We start from the raw sequence: 12,640 nt of genomic DNA on the forward strand, positions 1-12,640 counted from the left end.
CAATGCCGAAGTTGAAAGTGGTCTTTCTCGACAGAGCCACCATCCCATCTCAAATCCATTTAAAACCTCTCAGCTTTGAACATGAATGGGTTGAGTATGACTTTACAGCTCCAGAGCTCGTTGCTGAGCGCGTTGTGGGAGCGGATGTCGTGATCACCAATAAGGTTGTGCTCAACGCTGACAATTTAGCTCAAGCACATCAACTTAAGCTGATCGCTGTGTCAGCGACTGGTGTCAACAATGTCGATGTCGACTACTGCAAGGGCAACAATATCGAAGTGACTAACGTACAAGGCTATGCGACTCAGTCGGTACCTGAACATGTTATTGCAATGCTGTTTACGTTAAAGCGAAACCTCGTGGGTTATCACCAAGATATTGAAGCGGGAGAGTGGCAGAAGGATAAGCAGTTCTGTTTCTTTACTCATCCGATTCAAGATGTAGCGGGCAGCACATTGGGTTTAATCGGCAGTGGCAGCTTAGGACAAGCAACAGCGATATTAGCTAAAGCGATTGGTATGAAGGTCATCTTTGCAGAACGTAAAGGGTCTGACTCTTGTCGAGAAGGGTATCTGCCTTTTGAAACTGTTTTAAAGCAAGCGGATACGATCAGCTTACATTGTCCATTAACCGAAGCGACTCTAAATCTGATTTCAGAACGAGAACTCGCGATGATGAAACCAGGTGCAGTGTTAATCAATGCTGGGCGCGGTGGGTTAGTGGATGAAGAGGCTTTAGTTGGTGCTTTGAAGAACAATCAAATCGCTGGAGCGGGCATGGATGTGTTTACTCAAGAGCCGGCTGATAACTCGAATCCACTATTGGCTAACAGCCATTTACCAAACTTACTGCTTACACCACATGTGGCATGGGGCAGTGACAGTTCAATTCAAAAGCTGTCTGATATCTTAATCGATAACATTGATGGCTTTATTGCTGGTCATCCGCAAAACTTAGTCAGTTAAATGATTAGTTAAGTGGCGTGAGTTAAAAACAAAAAAAGGTTGGCTGTTAGACCAACCTTTTTAGATTGTGTGTCGATTGAATGACTTAACCTTGCGGCTTAACCACCAATACATTGATTGGTGAGTTCTGTACTACTTTGCTCGCAACAGAACCCAGTACCACTTTGTCGATTTTCGAACGCTTATGGCTAGGCATCACGATTAGGTCTGCGCCAAGCTTTTCTGCATAGTCGAGAATCGTCGCGTAGGTTTTGCCCTCTGCAACATGAACTTTGTAAACCACTTCATCGTCGATGTGTTTATCGGCGAACTCTTTCAGCTGATTCTTAACATCTAGCTTCATTTGGTTCGCAGCATCTTTCGGGAAGTAAGACGCCACCATCGACATGTGAATGCCAGGTAGTACGTTTAGAATGTGGACTTCAGCATTGCTGTGTTTCGCGTGCCATACCGCTAGTTCGACTGCTTTATCAGAAAAGCCTTTGTCGTTAAGATCAACGGGAACAAGGATTTGTCTATACATGTATTCGTCTCTTTTTGAGCAGCGCTTAGTACATACCAAACGCTGTAATTATCTTTTCCATGTAGTAAAAAAGCCAAATAGAGTAGAGCGCTACTTGGCTCTATCCATTACGCGCTAATCTCATCCTTACGAGCACGCCTTCTTTGGTTCATCGCTAAACCAATCAAAATCAGTAGGGCAGGTAAGAATACCCACTCTTTCATTGGTCGATCTGCATCTTGGATAACGGATTTAATTTCCCAATCAAAGTCAATGCCAGCTGCTTCTGCAGGGCTACCGAACTCAACCATATCAACAATCATCTTGTCGTCAGTTTGTGTCAGCATTAGGCCCATTGAAGCAATGCGGTCTTCACTTGTTGTTGCAGAATCTTCAAATGGAAGGCGAACTGTTTTCTCAGAATAGTTACCTTCTAAGTTTTCACCGCCTACTCTTAATTCAAGTGATTGTCCCACAGATAGATTTTCTGTGATTTGAGCGATCTCAACTCCAGGTGAAAGAACTTTCTCTGGATAAATCATGTCCCACCAGTAACCTGGGCGGAAGAAAGAGAAGGTCAGAACGATTAACAGCACCGTTTCCCACCACTTGTTCTTGGTAAACCACCAACCTTGAGTTGCTGCTGCAAAGATAAGTACCGCAGTAACAGAAGAGAAGATAGTCAGCGCTAAGTGCCACCAAGAATCAATGCCCATTAACAGTAGTTGGGTATTGAAGATAAACATGAACGGCAAGATCGCGGTTCGTATATCGTAGGTAAAACCTTGGATACCGGTTCGAATCGGATCGGATTTCGCAATCGCGGCTGCTGCAAATGCTGCCAGACCTACCGGAGGTGTGTCATCCGCGAGAATACCGAAGTAGAACACGAACAAGTGCACCGCAATCAGTGGGATGATAAGACCGTGCGCTGCACCTAGGGTTACGATTACCGGAGCCATCAGCGTTGATACAACGATGTAGTTTGCTGTGGTTGGTAAGCCCATACCCAAGATTAAGCTGATTACCGCAGTAAATAGCAGCATAAGAATGATGCTACCGCCTGAGATGAACTCAACGAAATCAGTCATCACAAGACCGATACCGGTCAGAGTTACCACGCCAACAACCGTACCTGCAGCAGCTGTCGCTACACCGATACCAATCATGTTACGTGCGCCTGAAACCAAGCTCTCTGCTAGGTCAACGAAACCAGCTTTAGTTTGCTCTGCAAGATCGTCAGATTTGTTCATCAGAGTCATCAAAGGGCGCTGAGTGATCAAAATGAAGATCATGAACACGGTTGCCCAGAATGCAGATAGACCTGGAGAGAAACGTTCAACCGTTAAACACCAAACTAGCACTACGATAGGCAGTAGGAAGTGCAAACCAGATTTAATCGTCGGGCCTGGATCCGGAACTTCTTTTAGGTCCGCATCGATTTCCATGCCACCTTCAGCGGCGTATTTTGCAGAAACTCGAACAAGAGCGACGTAAGCGATTAATAGCGCCACAGTTACAATTGGTGTTGCTGCTGCACCAAAGACATCTTTCGTCCAACCCACGCCGTAGTATACCGCGGCACTGATGACACAAAGACCTAAAATGGTGCCAGTGAAAGACAGAAGGCTTTGCACGATAGTTGGTGTGTGACGGCGAGGTAGACCAGTCATGCCAGCTTTACATGCTTCTAAGTGAACAATGTAAATCAGCGCGATGTAAGAGATCAGAGCGGGCAGTAGCGCCGCCTTGATTACTTCTACATATGAGATGCCCACATACTCAACCATCAAGAATGCTGCAGCACCCATGATAGGTGGTGTTAATTGGCCGTTAGTTGAAGCAGCTACTTCTACAGCACCTGCTTTTGTGCCCGGGAAACCAACGCGCTTCATTAGCGGGATAGTAAAAGTACCTGTGGTTACTACGTTAGCGATAGATGAACCAGATACTAAACCTGATAGGCCAGAAGCAACAACGGCAGCTTTCGCTGGGCCGCCTTTCATGTGGCCAAGCAGAGAGAATGCAACTTTGATGAAGTAAGCACCTGCGCCTGCACGTTCTAGCATTGCACCAAATAGTACGAACAAGAATACGAATGACGTTGATACGCCAAGAGCTACACCGAATACACCTTCTGTTGTTAACCACAGGTGAGACATTGCCTTGTTCAGGCTCGCACCTTTATGGGCAATAACGTCTGGCATGTGTGGACCGCCAAAGGTGTAAAGTAGGAATACTGCCGCCACAACCATAAGAGGTGGACCTAAAGCGCGTCGTGTTGCTTCAAGCAGTAAAACCATGCCAAATACCGCAGCAACAATATCGAATGTTGTTGGTGCGCCCGAACGACCGGCAAGTTCTGTGTAGAAAATATAGATATAAGAAGCTGAAAAACTACCTACCAGCGCTAATATCCAGTCGACTGCTGGGATGCGATCCCGAGGCGAGTTCTTCATGGCTGGATAAGCGGTAAAGGCTAGGAAAATAGCAAACGTAAGGTGAATTGCTCGAGCTTCAGTGTCGTTTAAAATTGCGAAGTTAAAAATGAACGGCAGCGGAGATGCATACCAAAGTTGGAACAGTGACCAACATAGAGGCACAAACCATAAAATACGGCCTTGGATACCACGAGGGCTACGCGCACCAGTATCTGATTGTGCCACCATTTCTTGCACATCTGGAGACGGTGATGTTGTCTGCGTCATGTACTTTATCCTTATTATTGATGGTCTGCCTTTTCTTACGAACAACCAAACGTTATTTATTTCCTATCTAGTGTAGTGAATGGATAGGGAAATGCGTTCTTTGTTCGTCTTTGTCTTAGGCTTGATACGAAGGTAAGTCCTCCAACTTGGAGAAACTTAAAGGGTTGTTCTTTTCACTTAAGTTATTTTTATAAAACGTGAAAAGCCAATAAGGAGGGCTAGCCTCCTTATTGGTGCCGTAGGCTTAAAGTAGAGTTACTTTAGAAGGCCCACTTCTTTGTAGTATTTTGCTGCGCCTGGGTGAAGAGGGATAGAGATACCCGCTTTAACCATGTCTTCTTTTTTCAGGTTAGCAAATGCTGGGTGTAGACGTTTGAAAGTGTCAAAGTTTTCAAATACTGCCTTAGCAACGTTGTATGCCACTTCTTCAGAAACGTCTGAAGTGGTTACCATAGTTGCAGCTACACCGAAGCTGTTTACGTCTGCGTCAGTACCACGGTACATACCAGCAGGAACTGTGCTGTAAGCGTAGTATGGGTTTTCAGCTACAATCTTGTCGATCTGTGGACCTGTTGCTGAAACCAGTTTTGCATCACAAGATGTTGTTGCTTCTTTGATTGATCCGTTCGGGTGACCAACCATGTAGATGAATGCATCAATCTTGTTATCACAAAGTGCTTGTGAACGCTCAGAACCTTTAAGTTCAGAAGCAAGCTTGAAGCTGTCGTTAGTCCAGCCCATCGCGTCCATTACAACACCCATCGTTGCACGGTCACCAGAGCCTGGGTTACCAATGTTTACACGCTTACCAGCTAGGTCAGAAACATTGTTGATGCCAGCATCGGTACGAGCGATGATGTTGAACGGTTCTGTATGTAGAGAGAACATAGCGCGAAGTTTCTTGTATTCGCCCTGATCTTTGAACTTACTTGTACCGTTGTAGCCGTGGTATTGCCAGTCCGATTGAACAACACCGAAATCTAGTTCACCAGCACGGATGGTATTAACGTTGTAGATTGAACCACCAGTAGACTCTACAGAACAACGAATGTTGTGGTCTTTGCGGCCCTTGTTCACTAGCTTACAAATTGCACCACCAGTTGGGTAGTAAACACCCGTAACTGAACCAGTACCAATTGTGATGAACTCTTGAGCGTTAACAGCGCCAGCGCCCATTACAGCAGCTGCAATAGCACCAACTTTAATAAGTTTGGTAAATGCCATGAATTTCCCTTCCTTTATTCATTATTAACCCTGAAACAAGTGTAGTTGCTTCTGGAGTTTCCTATTTGGAAACGGCACCTTTTTCAATCCATGTGATGAAAAAGTGTCTGAATAATATCAAAAATTGGCAGAAAATTACTCGAATGTTAAAACATATAGCTAAAAAATCTAACAAATGATGTCTGGATCTCGTGTTTAATTCGCTACTGAGTTTTTTAAAATCAATGGTTTAGTGTGGTTTTAGGAGAGAGGTATGGATATTCTAGGATGTGATTTGGATCACGAAGCGAATAGATGTTCGCGATCCATTAGTAGGGCTGATAGTTATGAAACAGCGATCAATTATCCTGCGTATTCAAACAGTTCGCACACTGAATCAAACAGTTGCTTAGTCGTAACTGATAACGTTGGAGTAATGAAGATCGTATCATCACCTGCGACTACACCCAGTATGCCTTCCGACTTACCTAGTGAGTCTAATAAACGAGCAATCAACTGTGCCGCACCAGGGCCTGTGTGTATCACAACTAATGCGTTGTTGTGGTCAATATCTAGTACTAACTCTCGTAAAGAGCTAGAAACTGTCGGAACACCAAGTTCAGCAGGAAGACAGTAAACCATCTCCATTTTTGCGTTGCGAGTTCGAACGGCACCAAACTTGGTTAACATACGCGAGACTTTAGACTGGTTGATGCTCTCAAAACCTTCGTGTTTCAGGGCATCCACAATTTCGCCTTGTGAGCCAAAACGTTCTTCTTTTAGTAGGGCTTTAAATGCACGAACTAAGTTGTCTTGCTTTTCTGTATTGCGCATATGTCATTCTTATTCATTAACAAAGATGTTTGCATATTCTCGCATACATATTCAATTTTAGCCAAAATATCCCGGTAATTTGTTAGTCATATCACTGTAAATATTTAATAGAATAATGTGTTATTTGCGACGACTTATTTTGTTATTTCAGTCGATTATCGCCATAATGCGAACTTGCTGTGTAGCACGGTTTTATTGACTTGCGCGAAGTCGCAAAGCTAGCGTTAATTGATTGTAATCACTTTGTGATTAATATAGTTTTTTAACTTAGATTAGCTCAAGAATTACCCTACAAAGAATCTATAAGAGAAAGCTCTCAAGGAGAATAACAATGAAAGTAGCTGTTATTGGTGCCGCTGGTGGCATCGGTCAAGCCCTAGCCCTACTACTTAAGAACCGCCTACCTGCTGGTTCAGATCTTGCACTTTACGATATTGCACCGGTTACACCGGGTGTTGCTGCCGATCTTAGCCATATCCCAACGCCTGTTTCGATCAAAGGTTACGCGGGCGAAGATCCAACTCCAGCACTAGAAGGTGCGGATGTGGTACTTATTTCTGCAGGTGTTGCTCGTAAGCCTGGTATGGATCGTGCGGATCTTTTCAATGTGAATGCTGGCATTGTTAAGTCTCTTGCAGAGAAAATCGCCGTTACTTGTCCTACTGCTTGTGTTGGTATCATTACTAACCCAGTAAACACAACAGTGCCAATCGCTGCTGAAGTACTGAAGAAAGCAGGCGTTTACGATAAGCGTCGTCTATTTGGTATTACGACTCTTGATGTCATTCGTTCTGAAACGTTCGTTGCTGAACTAAAAGACAAAGATCCAGGCGACATCCGTGTTCCTGTTATCGGCGGTCACTCAGGCGTAACAATTCTTCCTCTACTTTCTCAAGTTGAAGGCGTAGAGTTTACTGACGAAGAAATCGCAGCACTAACTACTCGCATCCAAAATGCAGGTACGGAAGTAGTAGAAGCTAAAGCTGGCGGCGGTAGTGCGACACTGTCTATGGGCCAAGCTGCTTGTCGTTTCGGTCTTGCTCTAGTGAAAGCGCTTCAAGGTGAAGAGAACGTGATTGAATGTGCATACGTTGAAGGTGAAGGTGAGCACGCCCCATTCTTCGCACAGCCAGTGAAACTAGGCAAAGAGGGCGCTGAAGCGATCCTTAGCTACGGTGAACTGAGTGACTTCGAACGCAACGCTTTAGATAGCATGCTTGAAACGCTAAATGGCGACATTGAGATTGGTGTTGAATTCGCTAAATAAGCGAAACACTATTTAACTGAGCCTAAAAGCTAGATAATAAGAGCCGGTCACTATGATCGGCTTTTTTGATCCTAGAATTCAAGCCACTCGTATTAGCCTCTAAACTGAGTTGAGGGTAAATGTTATGGCTACTGTGCAGAAGGGTATGAATGTCGAGTATTTGGGGCGCTTAGGAAAAGTATTGGTCATTGACGAACAAGAGCAGTATGCCTTAGTTGAGACTTACAGTGGGCATGAGCAATACGCAGTGCCAATGGAAGAGCTTGAAGAAATCGAAGCACAACTGCCGTTATCATTAGAGGCAAGTCGATATTGAAATGGGCTTTATTACAAACAGCCGCTAGAACTAAAAAAGAGCCCTGAGGCTCTTTTTTGTTTTTAACATAGAAGCTAATTGTCTATTAACGCGCTTACTTACTGCGTTTAACAGCCAAGTGTGCAAGTGTGGTTAGCGCCTGCTTATACTCAGAGTCAGGAAGTACAGAAAGCTCAGCAATGGCTTTATCCGCTTCTTCATAAGCTTTGTTCGTTGTGTACTCTAAAGAGCCTGTCTCTTTCATAACGGCCATAATATCGTCGAGACGTTCCATGCCATTCGCTTTTTCAATCGCTTCACGAATCATGCTTGCTTGCTCAGGAGAGCCATTGTGCATTGCGTAAAGTAGAGGTAGAGTTGGTTTGCCTTCGGCTAGGTCATCACCAACGTTCTTACCCATCTCTTTACCATCAGCAGTGTAATCCATCACATCATCAATCAGTTGGAATGCGGTGCCTAGGTATTTACCGTAGTTCTGCATTGCTGTTTCGATTTCTGGTGTTGATTCGCTAAGAATAGCTCCGATTTGTGTTGCAGCTTCAAATAAGCGAGCGGTCTTAGAGTAGATCACCTGCATGTAGCTTTCTTCTGTGGTGTCTGGGTTATTGCAGTTCATTAATTGTTGAACTTCACCCTCGGCAATCACGTTTACTGCTTCACTCATCAATTCAAGGATCTTTAAAGATCCTAGTGTTGTCATCATCTGGAATGAACGAGTGTAGATAAAGTCACCCACCAAAACACTAGCTGCGTTACCAAAAGCTGCATTGGCTGTTGCTTTACCGCGTCTCATGTCCGATTCGTCAACGACATCATCATGAAGCAGGGTAGCTGTGTGAATAAACTCAATAAAGGCTGCAGAGGTGATATGAGCTTCACCTTGGTAGCCAAGTGCGCGAGCAGATAAAAGAGCAAGCAAAGGGCGTAGGCGTTTGCCACCACCGCTAACGATATAAAAACCAAGCTGGTTGATTAAACTTACGTCAGAATTAAGTTGGGCTTGAATTGTTTCATTCACTTTTGCCATATCATTGGCAGTAAGCGTTTGGATAGCTTTAAAATCCATTGTTCATCCGGCTGAAGTTAGACCCTGTAAGGCTTATACGTTGTATTTAATTGTTGAATAATACACTAAAAAACGTTGATTAATACATCGCTAAAGGGCATGATTGCCGCACTTTTCTTTGGCGAACAGGTTTTCGCCAATTTTTTAAAAATATGGCTTGTCATAGCGCCATGATTCCCGTAGAATCTGCGCCCTATTGATTAGTTTAGCGCACACCCGAGTTGTACAAATAACAACCATAGGCTGTGCGGAAAAAGCGGAGTAAAATATGTACGCTGTTTTCCAATCTGGTGGCAAACAACACCGAGTAAGCGAAGGTCAAACACTTCGTTTAGAGAAATTAGACGTTGAAACTGGTGCAACTGTTGAATTTGATAAAGTTCTTCTTGTTGCTAACGGCGAAGAAATCGCTGTTGGTGCACCTCTTGTTGAAGGTGGCAAGGTTACTGCAGAAGTAGTACAACACGGTCGTGGCGATAAAGTAAAAATCGTTAAGTTCCGTCGTCGTAAGCACTCGCGTAAGCAAGCTGGTCACCGTCAGTGGTTCACTGAAGTGAAAATCACTGGCATTAACGCTTAAGTATTAGGAGAGTTTAACAATGGCACATAAAAAAGCTGGCGGTTCTACTAATAACGGCCGCGATTCAGAAAGCAAACGCCTTGGTGTTAAGCGTTTCGGTGGTGAATCTGTTCTTGCAGGTAACATCATCGTTCGTCAACGTGGTACTAAGTTCCACGCTGGCACAAACGTTGGCATCGGTAAAGACCACACTCTTTTCGCTCTTACTGAAGGTAAAGTGAAATTTGCTGTTAAAGGTCCTAAAAACCGTAAGTTTGTAAGCATCGAAGCTGAGTAATTTAATCTTTAATTAGATTATCTTATTAGCTTTCAAGCTGAATTCAAAAGCCCTGCCGATTCGGCAGGGTTTTTTATTTATAGTAAGAATAAAAAAGCAGACGCTCTTGTTTTGGTTTTGAGAAGCCGTTTTATTTTTTGATAAACAGGTTGGTTTTTAAGAAGCCGTTTGTTTTGTAAAAAATAAGAAGCAAAGAACCTCTTCTTATTTGTTCCTTGGTTGCAGGTCGGCCTAGATCTTAGGTGATCGATCTAAACACGGATCTGCTAGAATTTATATCACTCCTTGATGAGTGGTAACGCAACGTAAGTGCGGAGTTGAAAAATGAAATTCGTTGATGAAGCGGTAGTAAAAATAGAAGCCGGTGATGGCGGTAATGGTACAGTTAGCTTTTGGCGCGAAAAATTCGTAGCTAAAGGTGGTCCTGACGGCGGCGACGGCGGTGACGGTGGTGATGTTTACATCCAAGCGGATGAGAACTTGAACACACTAATCGATTATCGCTTCCAACGTTTTTACAACGCAGAGCGTGGTGAGAACGGTCGCGGTGGTAACTGTACTGGTAAGCGTGGTAAAGACATTACACTGAAAGTGCCTGTAGGTACTCGTGCAGTTGATATCCACACCAATGAAATCGTTGCTGAAGTTGCTGAACATGGCAAGAAAGTGATGGTTGGTAAAGGTGGTTGGCACGGTCTTGGTAACACGCGTTTTAAATCGTCTGTTAACCGCGCTCCTCGTCAAAAGACTATGGGTACTAAAGGCGAAGTTCGTGAACTGCGTTTAGAGCTTCTTCTATTAGCTGATGTTGGTATGCTTGGTCTACCAAACGCAGGTAAATCTACTTTTATTCGTTCAGTTTCTGCTGCGAAACCAAAAGTGGCTGATTACCCGTTCACGACCTTAATCCCAAGCTTGGGTGTGGTTAGTGTTGTTCCTGAAAAGAGCTTCGTTGTTGCTGATATCCCAGGTCTAATCGAAGGTGCTGCTGATGGCGCCGGTCTTGGTATCCGTTTCCTTAAGCACCTTGAGCGTTGTCGTGTTCTTCTGCATATGATCGACATTATGCCGATCGATCAGTCTGATCCTATTCAGAATGCGCTAACGATCATCGATGAGCTTGAGCAATACAGCGAGAAAGTTGCACAGAAACCTCGCTGGTTAGTGTTCAATAAAGTTGACCTAATGCCAGAAGACGAAGCAGACGAAAAGATTCAAGAAATCATCGATGCTCTAGGCTGGGAAGGCGAGTACTTCAAGATCTCTGCAGTGAATAAAATCGGCACCAAAGATCTTTGCTTCAAACTAGGTGAGTTTATGGAAAACCTACCTCGTGAAGTTGTAGAAGTTGAAGAAGAAGAAAAAGTAGACTTTATGTGGGATGACTACCACAAAGATGCGATGAGCGGTAAGAATGTCGTTACTGAAGATGACGATGACTGGGACGATTGGGATGACGAAGAAGATGACGGTCATGTTATCTATGTTCGTGACTAATCCTCTTAACTTCTTATAACGCATCATTTACTTCTTAAGTACACTGATAGTTTTATTAAACCGCAATGAAAATTGCGGTTTTTTTGTATCTAAATCATGACGTCTCGCTATTTTTTATGCAAAATTTATCTTTAGATAATTAACGCCTATGGGAAGGAAATCATGGCATCAAAGCAAAGAGCGATCTCAAGACTCGTCGCTCAATCTGGACAAATGTTATTGGCTCACGGGGCCGAGAGCACACTAGTCGGCGATATCATGCGTCGAATCGGTATTGCTTGCGGGGTGAATGAGGTTGAAGTCGCACTGTCAGCCAATGCGCTTGTTGTTACTACCGTAATGAATGATCACTGTATCACTACCACTCGGAGCTGTGCTGATCGCGGCATTAACATGCAGGTTATCACCGATATTCAACGCGTGTGCATCATGATGGAGAAGGGAATTCTTGATTATGATTTGGCGTATAAAAAGATTCAAAATATCAGCCCCGAACGTTACAACCGTTGGTTAGTGGTTGTGATGATCGGATTGTCGTGCGCCTCTTTTAGCCATCTTGCTGGCGGCGATTGGCAAGTCTTTATGATGACTTTTATCGCTTCAGCTTGCGGCATGATCGTCAGGCAAGAGATTGGCCATCGCCATTTCAATCCGTTATTAAACTTTGCTGTCACGGCATTCGTTACCACTACCATTTCTGCTCAAGCTGTACTTTACAATATTGGCGGCCAACCCACGATCGTGATGGCTTCATCAGTATTGATGTTAGTACCAGGTTTCCCTTTGATTAACTCCGTTGCGGACATGCTCAAAGGCCACATTAATATGGGTTTGGCGCGCTTTACCATGGCCAGTTTATTAACTTTGGCGACGAGTTTAGGTATTGTTGCGGCGATGAGTCTATCGGACGTTTGGGGATGGGCGAACTAATGAGTATTTTCGAACTGTTTTTAGGTCTGCTCAACGATATGTTTTTCGCTGCGATTCCTGCGGTAGGGTTTGCATTGGTATTTAACGTCCCACAGCGAGCACTAATTTATTGTGCACTAGGTGGTTCTATCGGTCACGGTAGCCGTTATCTTATGATGCACTTTGGTATTCCAATTGAATGGGCGACCTTCTTCGCTGCGACTGTGGTTGGCATGATAGGAGTTCATTGGTCTCATAAACTGTTAGCGCATCCTAAGGTGTTTACGGTTGCAGCTTTGATCCCTATGGTTCCTGGCGTGTTTGCCTTTAAGGCGATGATTGCGATGGTGGAGATCAACAGAGCAGGTTACACGCCTGAGTTACTGGCAATGTTGATGGAGAACTTTTTAAAGTCGATGTTCATAATCGCCGGACTGGCGGTTGGCTTAGCTGTGCCAGGGCTGCTCTTTTATAGAAGAAGACCGATAGTATAATCGCATAATGATTTACCCTATG

At 44.1% G+C, this 12,640-nt stretch carries 13 protein-coding genes; 8 read left to right on the forward strand and 5 right to left on the reverse strand.

Features of this window, described 5'->3' with window-relative positions; translation table 11 throughout:
* Positions 1-2 precede the first annotated feature (2 nt).
* Positions 3-965 carry a D-2-hydroxyacid dehydrogenase gene (locus tag BCT34_RS09755; protein ID WP_076657012.1) on the forward strand — a complete coding sequence of 321 codons (963 nt, stop codon included), beginning with the start codon at positions 3-5 and terminating at the stop codon, positions 963-965.
* 85 nt (positions 966-1,050) lie between these two features.
* Here BCT34_RS09755 and BCT34_RS09760 read toward each other — a convergent pair whose 3' ends face one another.
* From BCT34_RS09760 to argR, 4 genes are all read right to left on the reverse strand, one after another.
* Positions 1,051-1,488 carry a universal stress protein gene (locus BCT34_RS09760; RefSeq protein WP_076657013.1) on the reverse strand — a complete coding sequence of 146 codons (438 nt, stop codon included), beginning with the start codon at positions 1,486-1,488 and terminating at the stop codon, positions 1,051-1,053.
* A 107-nt stretch (positions 1,489-1,595) separates the two neighbouring features.
* Complete coding sequence (locus BCT34_RS09765) at positions 1,596-4,175, reverse strand: TRAP transporter permease (protein WP_076657014.1); 2,580 nt, start codon at positions 4,173-4,175, stop codon at positions 1,596-1,598.
* Positions 4,176-4,430: 255 nt separating this feature from the next.
* Positions 4,431-5,399 (reverse strand): TAXI family TRAP transporter solute-binding subunit, encoded by a 969-nt coding sequence (locus tag BCT34_RS09770; RefSeq protein WP_017061374.1) that lies wholly within the window; start codon positions 5,397-5,399, stop codon positions 4,431-4,433.
* A gap of 342 nt (positions 5,400-5,741) precedes the next feature.
* Positions 5,742-6,212 carry a transcriptional regulator ArgR gene (gene argR / locus BCT34_RS09775; protein WP_004740827.1) on the reverse strand — a complete coding sequence of 157 codons (471 nt, stop codon included), beginning with the start codon at positions 6,210-6,212 and terminating at the stop codon, positions 5,742-5,744.
* 331 nt (positions 6,213-6,543) lie between these two features.
* On the opposite strand from argR, the gene mdh reads away from it, so the two are divergent.
* Both mdh and BCT34_RS09785 read left to right on the forward strand, forming a co-directional pair.
* On the forward strand, positions 6,544-7,479 hold the full coding sequence (mdh, locus tag BCT34_RS09780) for a malate dehydrogenase (RefSeq protein ID WP_009847834.1): 936 nt from the start codon (positions 6,544-6,546) through the stop codon (positions 7,477-7,479).
* A 124-nt stretch (positions 7,480-7,603) separates the two neighbouring features.
* A complete protein-coding gene (locus BCT34_RS09785; protein WP_076657015.1) occupies positions 7,604-7,795 on the forward strand; it encodes a hypothetical protein in 192 nt (63 codons plus the stop codon).
* Between the two features lie 94 nt (positions 7,796-7,889).
* On the opposite strand, the gene ispB is transcribed toward BCT34_RS09785, so the two are convergent.
* Positions 7,890-8,861 (reverse strand): octaprenyl diphosphate synthase, encoded by a 972-nt coding sequence (gene ispB / locus BCT34_RS09790; RefSeq protein WP_076657016.1) that lies wholly within the window; start codon positions 8,859-8,861, stop codon positions 7,890-7,892.
* 268 nt (positions 8,862-9,129) lie between these two features.
* Between ispB and rplU the strand changes: the two genes are divergently transcribed.
* The 5 genes from rplU to BCT34_RS09815 all read left to right on the forward strand — a co-directional run bounded on the left by rplU (position 9,130) and on the right by BCT34_RS09815 (position 12,618).
* Positions 9,130-9,441: a 50S ribosomal protein L21 gene (gene rplU, locus BCT34_RS09795; RefSeq protein ID WP_004740823.1), complete on the forward strand. Its 312-nt coding sequence runs from the start codon at positions 9,130-9,132 to the stop codon at positions 9,439-9,441.
* Between the two features lie 19 nt (positions 9,442-9,460).
* Positions 9,461-9,718, forward strand: coding sequence for a 50S ribosomal protein L27 (gene rpmA / locus BCT34_RS09800; protein WP_004735905.1), 258 nt, complete (start codon positions 9,461-9,463; stop codon positions 9,716-9,718).
* A gap of 324 nt (positions 9,719-10,042) precedes the next feature.
* Positions 10,043-11,215, forward strand: coding sequence for an Obg family GTPase CgtA (cgtA, locus tag BCT34_RS09805; protein ID WP_076657017.1), 1,173 nt, complete (start codon positions 10,043-10,045; stop codon positions 11,213-11,215).
* A 162-nt stretch (positions 11,216-11,377) separates the two neighbouring features.
* Entirely contained in the window at positions 11,378-12,145 is a 768-nt protein-coding gene (locus BCT34_RS09810; RefSeq protein ID WP_076657018.1) for a threonine/serine exporter ThrE family protein, read from the forward strand.
* Positions 12,145-12,618, forward strand: coding sequence for a threonine/serine exporter family protein (locus BCT34_RS09815; protein WP_017062945.1), 474 nt, complete (start codon positions 12,145-12,147; stop codon positions 12,616-12,618). The genes BCT34_RS09810 and BCT34_RS09815 overlap by 1 nt, the downstream gene beginning before the upstream one ends.
* Positions 12,619-12,640 lie beyond the last annotated feature (22 nt).

It is taken from the genome of Vibrio sp. 10N.261.45.E2 (assembly GCF_002875705.1).
GTDB lineage: Bacteria > Pseudomonadota > Gammaproteobacteria > Enterobacterales > Vibrionaceae > Vibrio.